Consider the following 20,347-nt stretch of genomic DNA (forward strand, 5'->3'; position numbering starts at 1 on the left):
TGAATAAAAAATTGAATTTGAAGTTTTGAAAAAAACACTACTTTCGCTGCTGCGAAGATATCTGAAACAATCGCATGGTTGCCAACACTCCAACCTCGCCATAATCGCAATACGTCCATTCTCTCGGGACTCTCTATGTGAACACCTTGTTTGGCGCATTGCCAGCGTGTTCGATGAATCTTGCATTCTCACCTATTGCTCTTGTCCCCGCGACCCAATTCGAGGAGCGTGCGGCATATGTCCCCTTAGCACTCCCTTCAAGTCGGCTATTTTGCCTTTTTAATCAGTTTTCTAAAACAAAAACAAAACATCCTGTTGCCGTGACTTACAAGATAAAACTTAAAAACTCGAACGATATGGTGCTGCTCGATGCCCATATCTATGAAGCCCTTTCAATCGACCCATACCTTTCCAAAATCAACTTTATCAACAGCTTGCGAAAGCATTCGAGCGGCTGCGCCGTTTTTCAGAAAACATGGAAAAAGGCGGACGGTACTTTCAAGACGGAGACGATATATTTGCACAAATTGGTCGCCGAGCGATTTTTGTCGAACCAGCGCAAGGGCAATCGCAAACTGGTTGGCAGCAAAAATGGCGATAAGTTGGATTGTCGTCTGGAAAATTTGGTGTGGCGCTCGCGCTCGCTCGCCAGTCGCCAACGCAAGACGACCAGCAAGACGGGCTACACGGGCGTCTATCAAGAGCACAACCGCTACCGAGCCGTCATCTCCGTGGAAGGCAAATCCATTCACCTCGGAATGTTCGACACGGCGGAGGAAGCCGCCGCCGCCTACAACAAACGCTCCAAAGAAGTATTTGGGGAGGATGGTAAAATCAATCGGGTGAAGGGGTGGCAGTAGAGTTTTAGTGCATTCGGTCGCCGCGTGGCGCCAGCTGTTGCATGATGCCAGCCTCGTGCAACAGATATTCCTTCCATCGGGCGCGGGTTTTTTCTTTCCCAAAATACAGCTCGGCCAGCTCGATAAACATCCGATAGTGCCCGGCCTCCGCCACCATGAACTGGTGATACCATTTGCGCAACGCCTCGTCCGAGCAGTGCAGCGACAAAAGCCTGAATCGCTCGCAGCTGCGCGCCTCGATGAGCGCGCACACCAGTAGCCGCTCCAGCAGCGCCTCCTCGCGGGAAATCCCCTTTCGCTGATAAGCAAGGAGTTGGTTCACATACTCGTCCTTGCGCTGACGGCCCAACTTCAAATCGCGTTTTTTCAACTCGGCCAAGACCAGCCTGAAATGCCCCCATTCCTCCGTGACGATGGGGGCGAGTTCCTCCACCAGCTCGGGTCGGTCTGGATAAGCCTGAATGAGCGAGATACAGGAAGTGGCTGCCTTTTGCTCGCAGTAGGCATGGTCGGTGAGGATTTCGGCCAAGTCCATTTCGGCCAGATTGACCCAGCGCGGGTCGGTAGGCAATTGAAGGCCCAATTTCGTGTTGTGCAATTCCATGCCGCAAAGGTAGATGCGAGCCATAAATTTGCCCCCCAAATGCAAACGCGAACTATGCAAAAACTAAGCATGGATGACCTCAACCGCCTGTCGGTGGCGGATTTTTCCCGACAACAAAAACTGCCCGTCGTCTTGGTGCTCGACAATGTGCGCTCAGGCCTCAATGTCGGCTCCATTTTTCGCAGCGCCGATGCTTTTTTGCTGGAAAGGCTCATTTTGTGTGGCATCACCGCGCAGCCCCCGCATCGGGAGATACTAAAAACCGCGCTGGGCAGCACTGAATCGGTGGATTGGACTTATCACGCGCACACTACGGAGGCAGTGGATTGGCTCAAACAAAACGGCTATCGCGTGTTTGCCGTGGAACAGACCACCCATAAAATCTGGCTGCACGATTTTATGCCGGAACACCAGACCCGTTACGCCTTTGTGTTGGGCAACGAAGTGGAGGGCGTGAGCGATGCCGTGCTTGCCCTGTGCGACGGGGCCATGGAAATTCCCCAATTCGGCACCAAACACTCGCTCAATGTGGCAGTGGCGGCGGGTATTGTAGTGTGGGAGGTCGCTCGCAAAATTTGGGAGGGGTAGGATGTGCGGGGGCGCAAGACCTGCGTGCGGCCAATGTCGGATGTGCGCTGTGCCGCGACTTTATACCTTATACCTTGATTCGATAGGATTTGTCAGATGGCCGTGATTGATGCCCCTGATTTTGAGCAGATTGCGATAGTGACCATGCTCATCTGACAAATCCTAGCGAATCAAGGTATAAATTGCCAAAACGAATAGTCATCTTTTCGCTTCTCAAAAAAAAGCACGTTTACCTTCTTTTTCGTGTGCAGTTGCCATTGCCTGAAAGGATAGTACAACTGCCTTGTTACAGCGATTTTCGCTTTGTCGGGTTCTGAGAGGTGTCATCCCGGAAGAATGCAGGGGTGCGTCTCAGAAACAGGCCGAGATGTCACCTTCTTCGTTGCTCAAAAGATGACAACTCTTACAAAACGAGAATGGCTGAGCGGTACCAAGTCTGGCGGCGCCCCCCCCCAATGGAAATAACCAATCCCCCCCATTTCATCGCGGCATGAACAAGATAATCAAAGCCCCTGCGATGCAAATACTCGCGCCGATGAGGTCCCAGTTGTCGGGTGTTTGGTATTCTGCCAAATACAACCAAAGCAACGAGGCGGCGATGTAGATGCCGCCGTAAATCGCGTAGGCTCGTCCCGCAAATTCCGCTTGGACTTTCGCCAGCAGGAAGGCAAAAACGATTAAAGAGAGAGTGCCGGGGATGAGCCAATAGATTGACCTGCCGGATTTGAAATAATTCCAGAAAGCAAAGCAGCCAAAAATTTCAAAAAATGCGGCGGCTATGTATATGATGATGTCTCTCATGTGTCACAGACAACGGTATTGCCCCCGAACGGGTGCATTTCAAGTTGTCGCCTTTCGTAATCCGGAATGTTATTCCGCGATGCGTTTTGCGACAACTCGAAATGTGCCGTCCCCAAACAGGCTTGTGGCAGCATTGGGCAGCGCAGGAGAATTATGCGGAGAAGTGCACCACATCGTCAATGATGCCGTCAACCGCCACCTCGGTCGCGCTGCACATGGACTTGATGGAGTAACTGTATTGATGAGCGGGATTGGCGTTCGGCACGCTGATGCTATGGCCAGTGATGTCGCCGCTGAAAAACTCCTGACGAGTGGTTTTGTTGGTGACCGCGACGCGGTAGCCGTAGGCACCAGCGACAGCCGACCAGGAAATTTCGATGGCGTTTCCGTTGAATCGCCCGGAGGACGATGCGGGAGGTGTAAGAGTGCAACTCATGGTGTTGGCAGACGTTTTTAAAAATGATGCAAAGTTAGGTTTCGTGGGTTTTTCGGGTCAAATGTATGGACGACTCACCATTTTAACATCCCCTCCATCGCGTCGCCCACTTTTTCAATCGAGGGAATCATTTCCTGTTCCAAGGTCGAATTGAGCGGTACGGCGGGCATATTCGCCGCGCCGATGGTGCGCACGGGCGCGTCGAGCCATTGGAAGCAGTGCTCTTGGATGCGAGCGGCCAAAGTCTGGGCGAAGGAGTTGTTCACCTGCTCTTCGGTGACGACGAGCACCTTGCCGTGCCGTTGGGCAAGCGCATACATGGCCGCCTCGTCAAGTGGGCAAAGGGTGCGCAGGTCGAGGATTTCCACGCGGCCCTTGAAGCGGTCGTTCGCGGCGTTCAAGGCCCAATGCACCCCCATGCCGTAAGTGACAATGCCGAGCGTTTCGCCTTTTTCGACCCATTCGTTTTCAGCCGACAAGACTGTTCTGGCTTTGCCGAAGGGGATGACGTAATCCTCGCCCGGCTCCACGGTGCGGGCGGCTTCGGTGCCGCGCACTTTCGACCAGTAGAGGCCTTTATGCTCAAAAATGACGACAGGGTTCGGGTCGTAGTAGGCGGCCTTGAGCAGGCCTTTCAGGTCGGCCCCATTGCTCGGATAGGCGATTTTCACGCCGCGAACGTTGGTCACGACCGTCTCCACGCTGCTGCTGTGGTAGGGGCCGCCGCTCCCATACGCGCCAATGGGGACGCGCACCACGCAGCTGACCGGCCATTTGCCGTTGGTGAGGTAACAGCTGCGGGCGACCTCGGTGAAGAGTTGGTTCAGCCCCGGCCAGATGTAGTCGGCGAATTGCACCTCGACGATGGGCTTCAGCCCGACGGCGCTCATGCCGACGGTGCTGCCGATGATGAATGCCTCTTGGATGGGCGTGTTGAACACGCGGTGGTCGCCGAATTTTTCGGCCAGCGTGGCGGCCTCGCGGAACACGCCGCCGAGCCGTCGCCCCACGTCTTGGCCGTAGAGCAGACATTCGGGGTGCTTGCGCATGAGCTCCTCGATGGCGAAGAGGGCGCAGTCCACCATGACCTTCGGCTCGCGGTTTTGGGGCGAGCGTTCGCCGCGTTCTTCGGTGATGGGCGTGGGGGCGAAGTCGTGGGCATAAAGGTCTTCGGGGCGTGGGTCTTCGGCGTTTTTGGCCTGCTCAAAATCTGCCTCGACCGTTGCAACGGCCTCTTTTTCAATTTTTTGGAGTTCTTTTTCCGAAAAGCCGTTTTCCAACAAAGTCTTGCGCAAAATAGGGTAGGGGTCGCGGCGGGCGTGCTCGTCGAGGTCGTCGCGGTACCATTCCTTGCGAACGCCGGAGGTGTGGTGGTTCAAAAGCGGGACGCGCGCGTGGAGCAGAAACGGGCGGCGCTCGCGGCGGATTTTTTCAATAATATCGGCGACTGTTTTCCAACATTCCTCAAAGTCATTGCCCTCGATACTGACGGCTTCGAGGCCGGGGAACCCCCGCGCGTATTCGGCGGCGTTGGCGACGCGGGTCTCGGCGGCGTTGGCCGAGATGTCCCAGCCGTTGTCCTGCACGAGGTAGAGAATCGGGAGTTTTTTCAGCACTGCCATTTGGAAGGCCTCGGCTACTTCGCCTTCGGTGACGGAGGCATCGCCCAAAGAGCAGACAACGATGGGTGATGGGTGATGGGTGGCTGGCGACTGCGACTTGAAGTGGTAAGGGTAGGGGTTTTCCAAGTCAACCATCATTTCGACATGGGCAGTGCCGTCCTCTATAAACGGTATTCCCATTTGCTCTTTGTACCAAAATCCCAAGGCCGAACCCGTGGCGGGAATGGCTTGCATCCCGGTGGCGCTGCTTTGGTGAGGGATTTTGGGGAAATCGGGGCGGCGCAGGCTGGGGTGGCAATAGTAGGAGCGCCCGGCGGAGAAGGGGTCGTCGCGCTTGGCCATGAGTTGGAGCATGAGCTCGTAGGGGCGCAGCCCCATGCCGAGCAACATCGCGTCGTCGCGGTAGTAGAGGTAGGCATAGTCTTGGGGAAGCAGTTGCATCCCGACGGCCAGCTGGATGGCCTCGTGGCCGCGTGAGGTGGCGTGGACGTACTTGCTGACGAATTTGAAATTGGCCTCGTAGGTCTCCGTCATGGACTTGGCGGTGGCCATGAAGCGGAAGGCCTGCTTCAGAACGGCGCGTGTCACTGGGTTGACGGGGGCGGTTTTTTGTTTTTTTGTCGGTGCGAGGGTGGGCATTGTTTGGTAGAATTTGATAAGAGGATGTCCTTCAAGCCACTTGGTCATGTCATATAGAATTGGTCATTGAACATTGGTCATTTCAAGAAACAATTTTTTCAATTTGAAATCAAGATGTCCGATGAGTTGAGACTCCCTCTTGTTTGATTTGAAAGTCAGGCAGGGCGAAGGTAGGGCTTTCGTCGCGGCTGTTTTAGCAGGGCGCGTTTCAAATTGCCGCGTATGTACGCCGGAATGTTGTTCCGATTTGCTTGCGGCAATTTGAAACGCGCCCGTTTCAACGGATGCCGCGTTCTTGTTGTGCTTCTTGCCGTGCTCAACGCTTTGCGGCGCGAGGTGTATTTTTGGCAAAATAAGAAATGGCACATTTTCCGATTGCTCTCCTTTACATTTGCGCGGCACAAAATTTTAACATAAAATTGCTGGTTGACAAAAATCTCGTTCCGCCTGCGGACGTTTGTGCGATTTTCCAGTGCATCTAAAATTCTTGTCATTTTCAAAACGCTATCTCTATGAGTAACACTCAGAACTCGCGCGTGTATGGTTTCGTCGTCACTGCGCTATTGGCCCTAGCCTTCGTGCTCGGATTATTTTTTTGGAAACAATCGAGGAGTTATTTGGCAGAAAAAGAAAAAGCCGAGGCAGAACGCCAAGAGCTGGTGATGCAGAAAGTAACCTTCGAACGAGAGCTCGATAGCCTTGCCAATGCTTACTCGTCGCTGCGCACCGAAAACGAAAACTTGCAGGGCCGCGTCACGTCCACCGCCGCGCTGGTGGCTGAAAAGGAAAACACTATCAGACAAATAAAAGCCACTACTGCCAGAGATGTGGATGCCTTGCGCCAGCAAGTGGCGCAGCTGGAACGCGCAAAAATCGAGTTGGAGACCATCATCAGTGCCTTGCGCATCGAAAACGACTCCCTAAAAGCAGAAAATGAGCGGCTTAGCGGCGAGAATGCCGAACTGAAAGGGGCCAACACTCAGCTGAGCGAGCAGGTGGATGACTTGGCCAAACAGTTGGCTGAGCAAATCCGCAAGACGCAGTCTGCCAGCTTCAAAGCGACCTCGTTCAAGGTATGGACGGCCCGAAAGAATGAAAAACTGACCACGAAGGCGCGTCGCAGCCGGGAGATTGATGTGAGTTTCGACCTCGCCGACGTGCCTGAGCCTTTCCAAGGCTCACAAAAGCTCTACATGGTCATCACGGACGACAAGGGCAAGCCTGTGGCACATCCGAACCCTACGGTAGCAACCGTGTACGCGCCTACGGGGCCGGTGGAAATTCAAGCGCAACAAGTGAAGGCGGTGGTGCTTGGGGAGACCCAACGGCTGTCGTTCCACCATAAATTCGATGAAAAACTGAAGGCGGGCAGCTATGTGGTGGCGATTTACTGCGACAAAGGGCTGTTGGGGGCGTCAAGTTTTCGGTTGAATTGAGTTGAAGGGTTTGCCCGGCCGCTCGGTTTGGTCGGGCAAGCCTTTCAGCTCAACTCCCCCCTTCAACCACTCTCACGCCTTCAGCCCTTCAAATCCGCCTTCCACTCGCTCCTCATTGGTCACCAAGTCTGCCCAGCGGCGCAAGGGCGTGCGTTCTCGCGGCTGCCACTCGCCCGTTTCCCAGTTGAGTGCTTCCAAGTTGTTGAAATTCAGTTTATAGTCGAATTGAGAAGGTACGTCATAAACGTAGCCGTGGTAGTAGTATTTTTTGCCTAGTTCCTGCGATTTGGCTATTTCGAGCAGCATGGTGCCCGCACCGAGGCTAAGCCGTCCGGCTTCGGGATTGTAGAAACAGTAAGTGCCTGACACGACCTCTGCCCCAATGTGAATGAAACTGCAAGCAATCGGCGGGCTCCCTCCGTTGCGCAGCGTGAATTCCATGCCCGGCACCGGGTCGCGGTGAGAATTGTGGTTGAGGAAAGAAGCGATGGACTCGGGTCGTCGTTCCTCGAAGCGAGCTAGTGCGTGTCGGGAAAAGAGCTGCGTCTTGTCGGGTGTCAGTGCAATCGGGGCGTAGCATACATCCAGCTCGCGGACGCGCCGCAACAAGCGTCGCTGACTTTTGGAAAACTCAAACCCATCGAGGCGGATGCGGAGCGGGACGGTTCGGCACATTTTTCCACGGCAGACGGAGAAATTGTGCCGAACAATAGAGTGGCCTAAAAGGCGCCAACCCTCAGCCATGTAGCGGTCGAACACAGCTGGCTCGAGCGGCTGCATTTCCATGCTTTCGTCAATGATATCCTCTATGTAGTTGTACTGGGCTTGCATGGTACGGAGGTGGAGCGATATTGGGCGAAAAAACGCACCGCAATTTTAGAGAATTTCTTCCAAATTGACTGGCACTTGATTGCGTGTTAAATCCTCCAATGTTTCGCGTTTGCGAATCAGAAGGGCTTTCCCCTTGTAAAGCAGCGCTTCTGCGGGTCGAGGGCGCGAATTGTAGTTGGAAGCCATCATCCAGCCATAGGCTCCCGCGTTGTGGAAGCCGATGATGTCGCCTTCCACCACCTCTGCTAGCCGGCGGTCAACGGCGAAGGTGTCCGTCTCGCAGATGTTGCCCACCACTGTGTAGATGCGCGGTTTGAACGTTGGCTCGGTCACGTTCACGATTTTGTGATACGAGCCGTAGAACATGGGGCGGATAAGGTGATTGAGGCCGGTGTCCAGACCCACGAAGACCGTCGAGGTGGTTTGTTTCACCAAGGTGCATTTTGCGAAAAGATAGCCTGCCTCACTCACCAGGTATTTGCCCGGCTCAAACATCAAGGTCAGTTCGCGGCCAATCTCGTCGCAGAATTGAGCGAATTTCTGGCTGAGTTTTTCGCCTAGCTCCTCCACGTCGGTCTCAATGTCGTCGGGTTTGTAAGGCACTTTGAAACCACTGCCGAGGTCTATGTACTGAAGATGCGGGAATTTGCGAGCAGCCTCGAACAGGATGTCGGCGCCGCGCAAAAACACATCCACGTCGAGGATATCGGAGCCAGTGTGCATGTGCAAGCCTTCGATGATAAGCCCTTGGCTTTCCACCACGCGCAACACATGGGGCAGTTGGTGAATGCTGATGCCAAATTTGGAATCAATATGCCCCACGCTGATTTTTTCATTGCCGCCTGCCATTAGGTGCGGGTTGATGCGCAGGCAAATAGGGATGTCTTTATGGTGCAGCCCCCAGTTTTCAAGCATTGGAATGGCATCAATGTTGATTTTCACGCCGAGCCGAGCCGCCTCGTCGTATTCCTCGAAGCTGGCGAAATTGGGGGTGTAGAGGATGTCTGCTGGCTTGAAACCAGCCATGAGGCCCAATTGCACCTCCTGAATGGACACACAGTCAAGCCCTGCTCCCCATTGGCGAAAGAGCCGCATCACGGTCAAGTTGGTGAGTGCTTTGCAGGCGTAGTGGATGTGGACTTTCGGATATGAAAAAGCCCCTGTGATGCGCTGGTATTGGCGTTCCATCACAGAGGCATCATAGACGTAGAGAGGGGTGCCGTATTCTTTGCAAAGTGCGAGCGGGTCAATGCCGCCGGCGAGTTGGTAGTGGTTGTTGACAAGTTCCATGCAGTGTTGCGCAAGCAATTTTTTCAAGGCGCGAAGGTACGGGCTTGCCGACTTTCCCGACCTATTCACCGCAAGTCGCCCTTGTTTTTTTCACGCTCTATGGGAGCGGCATCCAGTTTTTGAAAAAATGCCTCCACATAGCGAGCGACTTCTCTTTGCGTGTTTTTGCTCAAAAACGAGGCGTTGCACCAAGCTAGCAGGTCGGACTGTGCGGCTTTCATGGTCTCGGCAGCCTGCTTGAGTGCGTCGTCGGGCAGGTTGTTGGCCAGCAGCTTGCGCTCTTTCACATTTTTCAGCCCGGTGTCGGCCCTTGGCACGGCGTAGGGCGCATTGACCAAGCCCGCAAAATCGAAGTCGTAAGGAATCAGGATGAACTTCTCGGTAGGGGCGGTTCTGAAGAGATAGATGTTGCGGTTGTCGGCAAGCCCCCAGTCCGTGTTGCCTATCATGTATTGGAACACGGAAGCCAAGGCGGCCTGCTCCGACTGCAAGCTGTCAACGTTCATTCCGTAGTCTTCCGAGATTTGGCCACCCAACCGCGCTCGCAGTTGCTCTTCGTGTTCCACCAGCAGGCAATAGACAGGCTTCTTCGCTTCTTCCACATGTTTGTCGCGGAAAGTGACTTTCACCAAGCGGGCGCGGACACTGTATGGGCTGAGCCGCTCGAACATCCGATAGGCGACATACTCGCGGAGCAACAGTTCCTCGCCTTTTGGGTCGTTGAAGCAGGGCACCACGAGTTTGATTTCGTTCAAGGTGTCAAGCCCGAGTGCGCGCAATTCCTTTTTCGGGAATTTGAGTTTCAATGGCGGCACCTCGCAGACGCGACGGCGAAACTTGCCTCGTGCGCGCACTTCCACTTTTAGCATTTTACCATCGGCGGTGGTGAGCGAGCCGGGGTAGTACTGGTTCGTGTTTTTGTTGTTAATCAGTTCCGTCAAATCCAGTTCCAAGGTCATGGAGATGCCTTCTTGGGGGGTTAGGTAATCGAAGGCAGAAGTGGCGACGAGGGGTGGTTGGGCGTGAGCGCGGGCAAAAAGCAACAGCAGTACGAGACTGAAAATGAGTGTTTTGGAGGAGCAGAGGAGCGTTTTCGTTAGCATAGCCAAAATTTAAATCAGTGAAAAAATAAGGATTAAAATGAAGCAAAACCATGCACCCCGTGCGCGAGCGCACAGCGTTTGGATTTGCCCTGAAATGTCACTGATTTGGTTGCCGAGAAAAGACACGGTTCATGGGGCGCACGTTGCATTTGGCGTGAGGGTTCAAGTGTTAAATTTTTCAACAGCCGTCCAATATGATTTCAATGGTTTCGGCCCCTAAAATTCAGTGATGTTGGCGTGCTACGCATTAGTCGTTGGACGAGGCGCGATGCTCAACGGTCAAACGTCGAGAATCAAACGTCGAACGTTGCTCACAGGTGCCGCAAAATAGTAGTTCCCGATGGGTGGGAAAAGGTTACGGTGGCAACAAAGCACCATAAAAAGTGATGGTGAAATTTATTCCAACGCCTTGCCGCCAAATCCGTCGTCGCTCGCATCTTTTGTGCAATCCATCCAAACATTGCACCTTTGACCGCGTGAACGAAGCAACGCTCCTCCAAGCCCTTGCGGCCCAAGACCCGGCAGCCCAGAAATGGCTTTACGACCGCTATTCGCCGATGTTGTTTGCGCTTTGCCGCCGCTACCTCCGCACACGCGAGGATGCGGAGGAGGCGTTGGTGAGCGGGTTGTTCAAGGTGCTATCGCAAATCGAGCATTACACGGGCGCGGGCAGTTTTGAGGGGTGGATGCGCCGCATCGTGGTGAATGAGTGCCTGATGATGCTTCGCAAGACGCAACTGTTGGTGTTTCCCGGCAACGACTTGCAACTGAACGAATCGCACGCCGATACTTTCAGCATTGATGCCGAAATATCGGCGCGAGAAATCCTTGAACTGCTCGACCAACTGCCCAACGGCTACCGCACGGTTTTTAACCTCTATGTGCTGGAAGGCTACAAACACCACGAAATCGCCGACTTGCTCGGCATCAGTATCAATACCAGCAAGAGCCAACTCATATTGGCCAAGCAAAAACTTAGAAACCTTCTGAAAGCCAAAGGTTATTGATTCGCCATGTCAGATTTGTTTGACTTCTTTAAGGAAAACGAGAACAAACTCCACGAGCGCCCGCCCGAACAGGCTTGGGCCAAATTGGAGCAAAAACTCGAACGAAACCGCCGTCCCAAGCGACGGGGCATTCGCTTCATGCAGTTGGGCGTGGTGGCGCTGGCGATTTTGATACTGCTTTTGGCCGCTGGCTTGGTGTGGTATTTTGTGAGGAAAATGGGGTGATGAGGTTTCTCCATGTCTTTTATCCCCTGATTCGCCAGAATTTGTCAGATGCTCATGATTGATGTCCCTGATTTTGAACAAATTGCGCTTTTAGCCATGCCCAAAACTTGGCGGCGCGAAGTATAGTCATCAGTTGCTTTTTCCCTACCTTGCGCCGCAATTCAAAAGAGGATGTCTCACAGCTCATCAAACATTGAGAATTGATGATTTTTCATTGATGATCGGTCATTGTTCAATTGCCAAATGATTTGCGAGACGGCCTCCTCTACCTTCCAACCTCTACTTTCTACCATCAACCGTAAGAAATGGCAAAATCCGGCAAGCCCAACCCCAAGTCTGGCAAACAACAGCAGGCGACACCCAGCCAGAAAAAGACCGAGACACCAAGCCGTTCGCCCGTGCGCGAAAGCAAGCCGCGCAAGACTGCCGAAATCCGCAATCTCTTGGAGCGACCTTCCACCCAATCGCCCTACGACCCGCTGCTGCGCAAAATCTTCTGGGGCGTGGCTGCTGCGGGGCTGTTGGTGCTGGTCATTCTTTCCTTCGGCTCCGGCATCAATGCCGACGATAAGTTCCAAGTGGATTATTCGCAAAAGCTCGTCCGCTATTACGGCACGTTTGGCAAGGACACCGCTGCGCTAAACATCCCCGATGGCAATATGCACCTCTACGGCGGCTTCTTCGAAGTGGTGACGGGCTTTGCAAACAAGGCCTTGGGCTTCGAGCCGACGACTTTGGCTTATCACAACGTGCGCCACGCATCAAGTGCCGTGCTGGGCTGGAGCGCCATGCTGTGCGCGGCACTGTTCGCGCAGATGTTTGCGGGTTGGCGAGCCGGACTCATCACTTTGATATTCATGTTGTTGTCGCCGCGTTTTGTTGGTGACTCTCTGATGAACCCCAAGGACATCCCCTTTGCGGCGGGCTACATGATGGCAATTTACAACATGGCTGCCGTGTTGGAGCGAATGCCAAATCCTCGGCGCTGGAACGTGGTGGGCTTGGTGGTCGGGTTAGGCATCGCGCTGGCGACAAGGGCGGGTGGCTTGTTGTCGTTCGCCATGCTGGGATTGTTTGCGGCGCTTCATTTTTGGCTCAAAAACGGCGGCTTGGCAGCATTTTCCAATGGTGCGGTTTTGAGAAAATACGCGCTGGTCGTAGTCGGCGCAGCGGTGGCTGGCTATGCGTTCGCGCTGCTCTTCTGGCCCTTCGGGTTGCAGGCACCGTTGAAAAACCCCTTTGAGGCGCTCTCTAAATTTGCTGACTTGGAGGTGAAAATCCGGGTGCTTTACGAGGGCGCCAACGTGATGTCGGACAAAACACCGTGGCACTATCCGCTCAAATGGATGTTCTACACGATTCCGTTGGCGGTGATTTTGGGTGTGTTCGGCAGCCTGCTTGGGTTGTTCGTTTTGCTCAAAAAATACAACCCGTTGTGGGTGTCGCTGGCTCTTTTTGCGGCTGTTTTCCCTGTTTTTTATGTGATTTACAAAAACTCGGTGATTCACGACGGGTGGCGTCACCTCACGTTTGCCTATCCGCCGATGTGCGTTGCGGCGGCGTTGGCTTGGAACGAACTTGTCGGTTTTTTTGAAGGAAAAAAATACGCGCAATGGGCAACCTACGGTCTCATGGGTGTCTTGCTCGCCGATGCGGGTGCTTTCATCGTGTCCAATTACAAATTCCCCTACGTCTATTTCAACCCCGTTGTCGGTGGGGCGAAGGGTGCTTACGACAAGTTTGAGACCGACTATTGGGGCGTGAGCGTTCGACAAGGGATCGAATGGCTGGAATCGCAGGGCGTGTTGCGACCCGACATGAAGGACACGGTGGCCATCGCCACCAATATGTTCTATTCGGCTCGCCAACTGACCGACAAATACGGCGACAAGGTGCATTTGAAGTACCTCAAATGGGAAAGGCGCTGTGACGAGGCTTGGGATTACGCGCTGTATCCTTCCAGATTCATTGACGGGGCCACGCTTCAGAAAGGCTCGTGGCCGCCCAGCAATGCCGTATATGTGGTGAGGGCCGGCGGCGCTCCGCTGTTGGCTGTGCTCAAAGATGACACCAAGCACTGCGCCACCGCTACTGCCGCGTTCAAATCAACCGATTGGCCCACAGCCATCGAACACTACAAATCCGAAGTGGCCGCCCATCCCGACAACGACATCGCTTGGGTGGGTATGTCGCTCTCGTACCTGAACCTCGGCGAGCTGGAAGAATCCAAGAAGGCCGCCGAACGCGCCATCGAAATCACGCCCGACGACCCTCAGGCCAATAATTTGATTGGGATGTATTGGATGAACAAAAACGACGCGGCAAAAGCCAAAAGCCAGTTTGAACTCGCCTTGCGCAAGGAGTCCAACAACCCCATGGCTTGGTATTACCTGGCTATCATCGCCCGTTCGCAGCAGGACAACCAGACCGCGCTCAAAAACCTGATGAACGCTATTGAGCTGGCGCCCAATTTCAAGCAGGCCTACGAAATGTCGGCACAGATTTATGAGTCGCAGGGCAACGCGCAGGCGGCACAGCGGTTTCGGGCGGCTCTGGGCCAATTGCAGTGACGGTCGCGCAGGCCACAGTTCATTTTGCCCCCTCTGCCAAGCGTGTCTCGTCGGCTGACAGTCGCCTGAGCCATCGCTCAAACCATGCTGCGTCCATGGGCTTGCCTGACACATAATAGCGCACGTGGCCGGGGCCGTCGTCGCGAAGGCGCGTGCCCAATTTGTTTTTGAGGTTGTTCACCGTGCCGAGGTTGCCATCAATGATTTGAATTTCTGGCGGCAACACTTGGCGCATGATTTTTTTGAAAAATAAAAAATGGGTGCAGCCCAGCACCACCGCGCCGTATTGACTGAGCGCGAGGCCGTCGAGTTTTGCGTTCAGGTATGCGACGATGGTTGGCTCGTCGAACTCAAACCGCTCGGCAAACATCACCAACTCCTGCAAGGGCAGATAGTCCACCACCTGTTCCGTGTCCACGCGAGCAACGAGATTCCTGAATTTTTCCTCTTTCAATGTCAATTCGGTGGCAAACACCAACACGCGCTTGCGCCCCCCAGCCATCACGGCGGGTTTCACGGCAGGCTCCATGCCAATGACGGGGAATGGGTAGCGTTGCCTCAAATCCTCGATGGCGACGCTGGTGGCCGTGTTGCAGGCCACCACGAGTGCCTTGATGTTTTGTTGGGCGATGAACGCGGCGGCTGAGAGCACCAATGCCCGCACCTCTTCCTTCGGGCGTGTGCCATAGGGCGCGTTGTCGCCGTCGGAAAAATAAATATAGTGTTCGTTGGGCAGGATTTTTAGTGCCTCGTGCAACACGCTAAGGCCACCAATGCCCGAATCAAAAAAGCCAATGGGACGGTTTTTTTGCATACTACGCGAATGAGGGTTTGAGGTAAAAGGCCGAAAACGTGTTATCGTTGTTTGCCGCTGTTGCGCCTCCCCGCTGGCACAAGCGGATTTTTTGCCGCTGTTGCGCGTCTTCGCCGACTACAAGCGGACCTTTTGGTCAACAATCACCAAAAGAGATGACGAATTGCAACACTCACAACGTGTTTTGCGTCGTAATTTTGCAAAAAATTCTGGAGATGAAAAAATCACACATCATAGCTATTGCCATCGTCGCTGTTGCCATCGGCATCCTCATATCGGCCAGCAAGGACGTGACCACCTATTCCAATTTTGCCCAAGCCACGGCGAGTGGCGAGCGGGTGAAACTCATCGGCCAATTGGTGAAAGACCGACCTGTGGATTACAACCCCGAAAAGGCACCTGACTATATGGCGTTCTATATGAAGGACGAGGCGGGCGAGGTGCGGCAAGTAGTGCTAAGAGCTGCCAAACCGCAGGACTTCGAGCGTTCCGAATCCATCGTGCTCACCGGGCAGATGAATGGCGACCACTTCGAGGCATCGGATATGCTGCTCAAATGCCCGTCGAAGTACAAAGACCAAGAAATCTATGTGCGCTCGGAGCAGAAAAATTGAGGGCGTGCGCGGGGGGCATGAGATTCGCGCATGGCAAAAAAACGCTTCCCAGCCCCCCGAGCACTGCATGACTGCGGACGAGGTTCACAGCCCTTGAAATTTAAAAGGCACCGATTTGACGAACTTGCCTGAAACTTCACCCGCGTAGGTGGCCTCGTTCGATGTTCTGAGCACTTTGACCTCTCCTTTCTCACTAAAATTCATCTTTTTCAAATCTACCCAGAAAGTGTTTGGGGTGAGTGCCGTCTCGAAATAATAGACCAGGTTTTTTTGGTCGGCCACAACTCTCCACTGTGTGGTGGACAAATTGGGGAAACCCTCGGTGGAGATGCCATAAGGCACGGATACATTTCGTACCACACTAAAAACGCTGGCAACCGCTATCCGTGTGTTGTCGGTCTGAGGGATAGCATTGATGTAATAATGTGCCCGCACAAAGCGGTCTGCTGCCTTATTGGTGCCGGGCAGAAATTCTTTGCCCGGCACGCTTTGCCAGTATTCGTTGATTGCCAATTGCTGTTCGAACAAGGGGTCGTTTGTCATGACCGTGTAGGACGGGTCGTGGTGAATAACAAGTTTGCCTTCCACGTATTCGAATATGGCGTTGTCGCCTGTCGCGTCTGATAACGAAAGATGTACGGTCGTGAACTTGTCAGTGCCGGGGATAAAATCAGTGACCACGACAAATTCCTCTTTTTTGAGTGTCTCCACTGCTTCGGCCACCGTGGCAAAATTGTCCAGCGCGTATTGGGCCCAAGCGGCGATGGTCAATCCCTTTTTGTCTCCGTTTTTGTCGAAGGCTGGGTATTTCGATTGCACAAGCCAAAGGAGGTTGGCCACCAACCCTTTTTCGTTCATGCCGTCGGGAGTGGCTATGTCCCAAGAGCTGGCTATCACGCTCCCATATTTGGAGGTCCATTCAAAAGAATTTGGCCCTACCTCGCCATTGCGCTTCATGCCTCTTGGGAAACACCACAAGTTTGCAGGGATTTCAATGGAAAAATCCATGCTCCTACCAGTCATGACAACACCGTTGGGGCCTTTATAGACCACTCTGGTGCAGGCCGATGCGTCGTTGATGGAGGTGGAGAGTGTCAGGATGGATAAAAAGGCCGTTGCAAAAACTTTTTTTAGCATAATGTTCCTATTTTGTTTTGTAAAAAGTCGAGATGTCGGGACGGGGACGGAGGTGGGGCAAACGCATCAAAACACAACCGACCTCGGAGAGGTCAAATGTTGGTAGAAATGGTGTGTTTATGTGATAATTATCACGACCTCGGAGAGGTCAAATGTCTATCGCAGCAAACAGGTAACCAATATTCGACTCCGCTGGGGTCGTAAACACCGCGAAAATGGGGCGTTTCTACCAATATTTGACCTCTCCGAGGTCTGTGCCATTTTGATGCGTTTGCTCTTCGCCCCCCCCCATTCACATCTTCTGCGCCAATCGCCGCCACAACGCGATGCACAAGCCCAGCAGCATCGTGATGGAGCCTAGCCACACGAAATTGATGCCCGGAAAGAGGATGGCCTCCAACACGATATAGTCGGAGCGGGGGGCATCCTCTGCTATTTGTACCGGGATGCGGCGCTGCGCCGGGCTGGCTTGCGCCACGCCGATGGTCAGCACGCCCGCCTTGGGGTCAATGTTTTCAAAACGAAAATGCAGGCCATGCTGCGGGACCTCGTCTTTCAGGCTGAAAGGCTGATTGCCGCGTATGAGATAGACAGGGGTGGCGGTCGTTTTGCTCCCGTCGGGAGCCGTGATGTCCAAGATGGCACCCACGGCAATGTCGTCCGGTTCGGGGGAATATGCGGGATGTTTCACGGCTCGGTCAGCCCCCGCGAAGCGGATGCGGTAGCCGTTGTATTGAAACTCGCTGCCTTCCTGCACGCCAAAGTTGGTGTATCGGAGCTCCTCTTCCAATTTGAGGATTTTCTCCATGGAGGCCTCGGTCAGGCGAATCTTCACTTGCAAGGTGCCGAGCATGACGGGTAGGGTGAAGCCGCCCTTGCCCATGCGCAGGTAGAGCATCGGTTCGGCGCGGTGCGGCGTGGGCGAGTCCTTGGCGTAGGCGTGAAGTTTCAGGCCAAAAGCCAAGTCGCCCTTTTGGGGGTGGTAGTCGGGGTGTTGAGGTTGTTTGGTCAGTTCCTCCACCACGAAGTAGTGTTTTTCGGTAAAAATCGTGTCGCCCACCGCAGCCTCGTATTGCACGAATTTTAGGCTGTCCTCTTGTTGTTTGGCGTATTCTGGGTCGAGCTCTGCTTTGGGCAGGGAAGAGACATGGGTAAAAATATCGTAGTTCCAGTAGTGCTTGGTGGAGGGGTTGCTGGCTACCACTTTGCTGAAATCGCGTTCGTACATCACGTTGGGCGAAAGGGTGAACTCCTCGCCTGTAAGATTGCCTGCCGCGTCGCGGCGCTGGAATTTGACCGTGAACGTCCGCGTTTGGCGCTCGATGGTGTCTTTCAGGTAGGTGGCCGTGTAGTTGCGAATCGGCATGGGGGCATCTTTCATCAGCAGTACGTTTTTGTTCATCGCGTCGTCGCCCATACCTTCTATGAGGCCCTCCATGGCAAAACTGTTGCTCGAAACCCACTCCTTGCCCAGCCCCGTGCTCATCACGCCCAAGATGAGGATACCAAAACCCAAATGCGAAATCGCCGAGCCTGCGAGTTTCAGGTTGCCTTTCAGCGCCGTGAGGAGATAATCAGCGTTGGCCACCAATGTGAACATGGCGGCAAACAGCAGGGCAAACAATTGCCATGCCCGCACATTTATCCACAGCGTGTTGAGCGCCGTGAGCGTCGCCGCACCCGCCGCCGCGATGCCGATATGCAGGGCAAAGGTCTTGGCTTGCGCTGTCCAGTTGCGCTCATTGTAGCGCATCCATTGGCCAATGGCCGTCAACAGCCCAATGAACACGGCAATCCAGAGTTGGTAGCGGTTGTGATGTTCCACGGGGTCTTTCAAGGCCCAGTCGGTGCCGAAAATTTTGTTCAATACGGGCAGCGACGTGGCTCCCGTTATCAGTACCGCCGAAAACAGCAGCACCAACGAGCCGATAAACATCCAAAATTCGCGGCTCGTGGCACTTTCCTCGCCCTTCACGTCGGGCACCTCCCGATAGCGCCGTATCCACATCGTCAGCCCCAAGAGCGAGAAGGCGGCGATGAACAGCACCAACTGAAACCCCAACCCCATCTCGGTGAAAGCGTGTGCCGAAGTGTCGCCCAGAATACCGCTGCGCGTGAGGTAAGTGGAATACAAAATCAGCACAAACGTCATCAGGTAAAACCCGTAAGTGCTGCGAATCGAGTAGCCCGTCGAGCGTGCCACGAGGTTGGTGTGGATGCCTGCCACCAAAGTAATCCACGGCACCAACGAGGTGTTTTCCACCGGGTCCCAAGCCCAGTAGCCGGCAAACGACAGCGCCTCGTAAGCCCATGCGCCGCCCATCAGGATGCCCGTGCCGAGTATGGCGCCGGAGAAAAGCGACCACGAGAGCGCGGGCTTCAGCCACTCCCGATGCTCGCGTGTCCAAAGTCCCGCCATTGCGTAGGCGAAGGGGACAATCGTGCTGGCAAAGCCGAGAAAGAGGGTAGGGGGATGGATAGTCATCCAGTAGTTCTGGAGCAGCGGATTGAGGCCGTTGCCTTGTATTTTGGTCAAATAATCCGCTTGTGCGAAAATCGGCGCGTCCATCGTGTCGCGGAGCAACTCAAAAGGGGTGACCCCCAACCGAAAATCGCCGAAATAAAGCCCCAGAATCATGCTGGCAATAAAGGTCTCCGCCAAAGCCACGATGGTCAGCACCGGGGCTTCCCATTTGCCTCCACGCAGCATCAGCACCATGCCCAGCACGATGTGCCAAAAACTCCACAGCAAAAAACTCCCCTGTTGCTCTTTCCAAAAAGCCGAAAAAACATATTGGCCCGGCAGGTCGTCCGACACGTTTGCCCAAGCGTACTGGTATTCGTACATTTTCCCCGTGAGCAGGTAAAACAAACTGCCGATAATGCCGAGAGTCGCCAACCCGTGCAGCAGAAACGAAAAACGTCCGATGTTGCGCCACCTTTCTTCTTCGGCGGTGTCGCGTTTTTTTGTGGCAAAAAAGTAGGCAAAAGTGGAGAGCAGTACAGCCACAAACGACAGCACCACACAGAGATGGCCGATTTGTCCGGGGAGGAGATTTTCGCCGATATATTCCATGTGGCAAAGGTAACAAGAGCGCGGAGAAAACGAGATTTGAGGTGGCTCAATTTCGCCGCACACTTTTTGTAAAGAGATGAGGTTCAGTTATCTTGATTCCGGGGGTCAAAGTTCATTGACCAGGCTGACTAACAGTTTGCGCAGTATACCATTTTTGCTCAGACAGTTCAGGTATTTCGTAGCCGATTGACGAATGTCGGCGTTTTCGGTTGTAATACAGTTCGATGTATTCAAAAATCTCGGTGTAGGCATCTTCAAAGCCATTAAAGGCCCCTTTTTCCATCAATTCAGTAACGTTTACACGCTTACCGTCACCGACTGGCAGGGCCGTACTTCCGTCTGGGCATTTGAGGTGAAATACACGTCAGGACTTGACGAAGCAGAAAGTGTTACACAGTTGCTGATTTATCCAAACCCAACCGCTCATTTAGCCAATTTAGAGTTAAACAGCCTAAAGACACTTTCTCCGGCATGGCTCGATTTGTTCGATGCCGCCGGACGGAAAATCAAATCTTTCAACATTTTACAGAAGACCGGAGACTTTACATGGCAGATTCCTTTGGACGTATTGGCCTCGGGATGCTATTTGTTGTGCTTGCGCAACAAGACGGGGGAAATAATAGGCTTAGGGAGATTTGTCAAACACTGAACCCTAAAGTATGTCACAAGGTTTTGTCCGCCTCCCAACATTTTG

General features: G+C 53.8%; 19 protein-coding genes. 8 read left to right on the forward strand and 11 right to left on the reverse strand.

Annotation, left to right across the window (positions count from 1 at the left end; translation table 11 throughout):
* The first annotated feature begins 320 nt into the window (after positions 1 to 320).
* Positions 321 to 860 carry a hypothetical protein gene (locus KIS77_02750; GenBank protein MCW5921234.1) on the forward strand — a complete coding sequence of 180 codons (540 nt, stop codon included), beginning with the start codon at positions 321 to 323 and terminating at the stop codon, positions 858 to 860.
* A 4-nt stretch (positions 861 to 864) separates the two neighbouring features.
* Here the strand turns inward: KIS77_02750 and KIS77_02755 are convergent, their stop codons facing one another.
* The gene (locus tag KIS77_02755; protein ID MCW5921235.1) at positions 865 to 1,464 is read right to left on the reverse strand and encodes a tRNA-(ms[2]io[6]A)-hydroxylase; all 600 of its coding nucleotides are present in this window, start codon (positions 1,462 to 1,464) and stop codon (positions 865 to 867) included.
* Positions 1,465 to 1,518: 54 nt separating this feature from the next.
* On the opposite strand from KIS77_02755, the gene KIS77_02760 reads away from it, so the two are divergent.
* Positions 1,519 to 2,052 (forward strand): RNA methyltransferase, encoded by a 534-nt coding sequence (locus tag KIS77_02760; protein MCW5921236.1) that lies wholly within the window; start codon positions 1,519 to 1,521, stop codon positions 2,050 to 2,052.
* Positions 2,053 to 2,532: 480 nt separating this feature from the next.
* On the opposite strand, the gene KIS77_02765 is transcribed toward KIS77_02760, so the two are convergent.
* From KIS77_02765 to KIS77_02775, 3 genes are all read right to left on the reverse strand, one after another.
* Entirely contained in the window at positions 2,533 to 2,853 is a 321-nt protein-coding gene (locus KIS77_02765) for a YnfA family protein (GenBank protein MCW5921237.1), read from the reverse strand.
* Between the two features lie 151 nt (positions 2,854 to 3,004).
* Positions 3,005 to 3,289: a hypothetical protein gene (locus KIS77_02770; GenBank protein ID MCW5921238.1), complete on the reverse strand. Its 285-nt coding sequence runs from the start codon at positions 3,287 to 3,289 to the stop codon at positions 3,005 to 3,007.
* A gap of 74 nt (positions 3,290 to 3,363) precedes the next feature.
* Positions 3,364 to 5,550 (reverse strand): tungsten formylmethanofuran dehydrogenase, encoded by a 2,187-nt coding sequence (locus tag KIS77_02775; GenBank protein ID MCW5921239.1) that lies wholly within the window; start codon positions 5,548 to 5,550, stop codon positions 3,364 to 3,366.
* Between the two features lie 512 nt (positions 5,551 to 6,062).
* On the opposite strand from KIS77_02775, the gene KIS77_02780 reads away from it, so the two are divergent.
* Positions 6,063 to 6,986, forward strand: a complete 924-nt coding sequence (locus KIS77_02780; protein ID MCW5921240.1) for a hypothetical protein — start codon at positions 6,063 to 6,065, stop codon at positions 6,984 to 6,986.
* A gap of 72 nt (positions 6,987 to 7,058) precedes the next feature.
* On the opposite strand, the gene KIS77_02785 is transcribed toward KIS77_02780, so the two are convergent.
* The 3 genes from KIS77_02785 to KIS77_02795 form a co-directional block, all read right to left on the reverse strand.
* The gene (locus KIS77_02785; protein ID MCW5921241.1) at positions 7,059 to 7,817 is read right to left on the reverse strand and encodes a hypothetical protein; all 759 of its coding nucleotides are present in this window, start codon (positions 7,815 to 7,817) and stop codon (positions 7,059 to 7,061) included.
* 45 nt (positions 7,818 to 7,862) lie between these two features.
* Complete coding sequence (gene lysA / locus KIS77_02790) at positions 7,863 to 9,107, reverse strand: diaminopimelate decarboxylase (protein ID MCW5921242.1); 1,245 nt, start codon at positions 9,105 to 9,107, stop codon at positions 7,863 to 7,865.
* A gap of 65 nt (positions 9,108 to 9,172) precedes the next feature.
* A complete protein-coding gene (locus tag KIS77_02795) occupies positions 9,173 to 10,210 on the reverse strand; it encodes a hypothetical protein (protein ID MCW5921243.1) in 1,038 nt (345 codons plus the stop codon).
* Positions 10,211 to 10,596: 386 nt separating this feature from the next.
* On the opposite strand from KIS77_02795, the gene KIS77_02800 reads away from it, so the two are divergent.
* The 3 genes from KIS77_02800 to KIS77_02810 all read left to right on the forward strand — a co-directional run bounded on the left by KIS77_02800 (position 10,597) and on the right by KIS77_02810 (position 14,012).
* Entirely contained in the window at positions 10,597 to 11,217 is a 621-nt protein-coding gene (locus KIS77_02800; protein ID MCW5921244.1) for a sigma-70 family RNA polymerase sigma factor, read from the forward strand.
* A 6-nt stretch (positions 11,218 to 11,223) separates the two neighbouring features.
* Positions 11,224 to 11,442 carry a hypothetical protein gene (locus KIS77_02805; GenBank protein ID MCW5921245.1) on the forward strand — a complete coding sequence of 73 codons (219 nt, stop codon included), beginning with the start codon at positions 11,224 to 11,226 and terminating at the stop codon, positions 11,440 to 11,442.
* A 305-nt stretch (positions 11,443 to 11,747) separates the two neighbouring features.
* Positions 11,748 to 14,012 carry a tetratricopeptide repeat protein gene (locus KIS77_02810; protein MCW5921246.1) on the forward strand — a complete coding sequence of 755 codons (2,265 nt, stop codon included), beginning with the start codon at positions 11,748 to 11,750 and terminating at the stop codon, positions 14,010 to 14,012.
* Positions 14,013 to 14,031: 19 nt separating this feature from the next.
* On the opposite strand, the gene murI is transcribed toward KIS77_02810, so the two are convergent.
* The gene (murI, locus tag KIS77_02815) at positions 14,032 to 14,826 is read right to left on the reverse strand and encodes a glutamate racemase (GenBank protein ID MCW5921247.1); all 795 of its coding nucleotides are present in this window, start codon (positions 14,824 to 14,826) and stop codon (positions 14,032 to 14,034) included.
* A gap of 215 nt (positions 14,827 to 15,041) precedes the next feature.
* Here murI and KIS77_02820 point away from each other — a divergent pair, with 215 nt between their 5' ends.
* On the forward strand, positions 15,042 to 15,440 hold the full coding sequence (locus KIS77_02820) for a cytochrome c maturation protein CcmE (GenBank protein ID MCW5921248.1): 399 nt from the start codon (positions 15,042 to 15,044) through the stop codon (positions 15,438 to 15,440).
* A gap of 84 nt (positions 15,441 to 15,524) precedes the next feature.
* Here the strand turns inward: KIS77_02820 and KIS77_02825 are convergent, their stop codons facing one another.
* The 3 genes from KIS77_02825 to KIS77_02835 all read right to left on the reverse strand — a co-directional run bounded on the left by KIS77_02825 (position 15,525) and on the right by KIS77_02835 (position 19,936).
* Entirely contained in the window at positions 15,525 to 16,577 is a 1,053-nt protein-coding gene (locus KIS77_02825; GenBank protein MCW5921249.1) for a linear amide C-N hydrolase, read from the reverse strand.
* Positions 16,578 to 16,869: 292 nt separating this feature from the next.
* Positions 16,870 to 19,653, reverse strand: coding sequence for a cytochrome c biogenesis protein CcsA (gene ccsA, locus KIS77_02830; protein MCW5921250.1), 2,784 nt, complete (start codon positions 19,651 to 19,653; stop codon positions 16,870 to 16,872).
* A 112-nt stretch (positions 19,654 to 19,765) separates the two neighbouring features.
* Positions 19,766 to 19,936, reverse strand: coding sequence for an IS3 family transposase (locus KIS77_02835; GenBank protein MCW5921251.1), 171 nt, complete (start codon positions 19,934 to 19,936; stop codon positions 19,766 to 19,768).
* A gap of 69 nt (positions 19,937 to 20,005) precedes the next feature.
* On the opposite strand from KIS77_02835, the gene KIS77_02840 reads away from it, so the two are divergent.
* Positions 20,006 to 20,302 (forward strand): T9SS type A sorting domain-containing protein, encoded by a 297-nt coding sequence (locus KIS77_02840; GenBank protein ID MCW5921252.1) that lies wholly within the window; start codon positions 20,006 to 20,008, stop codon positions 20,300 to 20,302.
* Positions 20,303 to 20,347: the final 45 nt, after the last annotated feature.

The organism is Saprospiraceae bacterium, assembly GCA_026129545.1.
In the GTDB taxonomy this organism is placed as follows: domain Bacteria; phylum Bacteroidota; class Bacteroidia; order Chitinophagales; family Saprospiraceae; genus M3007.

Excerpts from the sequence above, each read along its gene's own strand:
- lysA (MCW5921242.1), bottom strand. The coding sequence starts at position 9,107 with ATGGAACTTGTCAACAACCACTACCAACTCGCCGGCGGCATTGACCCG.
- KIS77_02775 (MCW5921239.1), bottom strand. The coding sequence starts at position 5,550 with ATGCCCACCCTCGCACCGACAAAAAAACAAAAAACCGCCCCCGTCAAC.
- KIS77_02795 (MCW5921243.1), bottom strand. The coding sequence starts at position 10,210 with ATGCTAACGAAAACGCTCCTCTGCTCCTCCAAAACACTCATTTTCAGT.
- KIS77_02785 (MCW5921241.1), bottom strand. The coding sequence starts at position 7,817 with ATGCAAGCCCAGTACAACTACATAGAGGATATCATTGACGAAAGCATG.
- KIS77_02800 (MCW5921244.1), top strand. The coding sequence starts at position 10,597 with ATGGTGAAATTTATTCCAACGCCTTGCCGCCAAATCCGTCGTCGCTCG.
- KIS77_02755 (MCW5921235.1), bottom strand. The coding sequence starts at position 1,464 with ATGGAATTGCACAACACGAAATTGGGCCTTCAATTGCCTACCGACCCG.
- KIS77_02825 (MCW5921249.1), bottom strand. The coding sequence starts at position 16,577 with ATGCTAAAAAAAGTTTTTGCAACGGCCTTTTTATCCATCCTGACACTC.
- KIS77_02810 (MCW5921246.1), top strand. The coding sequence starts at position 11,748 with ATGGCAAAATCCGGCAAGCCCAACCCCAAGTCTGGCAAACAACAGCAG.
- KIS77_02820 (MCW5921248.1), top strand. The coding sequence starts at position 15,042 with ATGAAAAAATCACACATCATAGCTATTGCCATCGTCGCTGTTGCCATC.
- KIS77_02770 (MCW5921238.1), bottom strand. The coding sequence starts at position 3,289 with ATGAGTTGCACTCTTACACCTCCCGCATCGTCCTCCGGGCGATTCAAC.
- ccsA (MCW5921250.1), bottom strand. The coding sequence starts at position 19,653 with ATGGAATATATCGGCGAAAATCTCCTCCCCGGACAAATCGGCCATCTC.
- KIS77_02760 (MCW5921236.1), top strand. The coding sequence starts at position 1,519 with ATGCAAAAACTAAGCATGGATGACCTCAACCGCCTGTCGGTGGCGGAT.
- murI (MCW5921247.1), bottom strand. The coding sequence starts at position 14,826 with ATGCAAAAAAACCGTCCCATTGGCTTTTTTGATTCGGGCATTGGTGGC.
- KIS77_02835 (MCW5921251.1), bottom strand. The coding sequence starts at position 19,936 with ATGGAAAAAGGGGCCTTTAATGGCTTTGAAGATGCCTACACCGAGATT.
- KIS77_02780 (MCW5921240.1), top strand. The coding sequence starts at position 6,063 with ATGAGTAACACTCAGAACTCGCGCGTGTATGGTTTCGTCGTCACTGCG.
- KIS77_02805 (MCW5921245.1), top strand. The coding sequence starts at position 11,224 with ATGTCAGATTTGTTTGACTTCTTTAAGGAAAACGAGAACAAACTCCAC.
- KIS77_02765 (MCW5921237.1), bottom strand. The coding sequence starts at position 2,853 with ATGAGAGACATCATCATATACATAGCCGCCGCATTTTTTGAAATTTTT.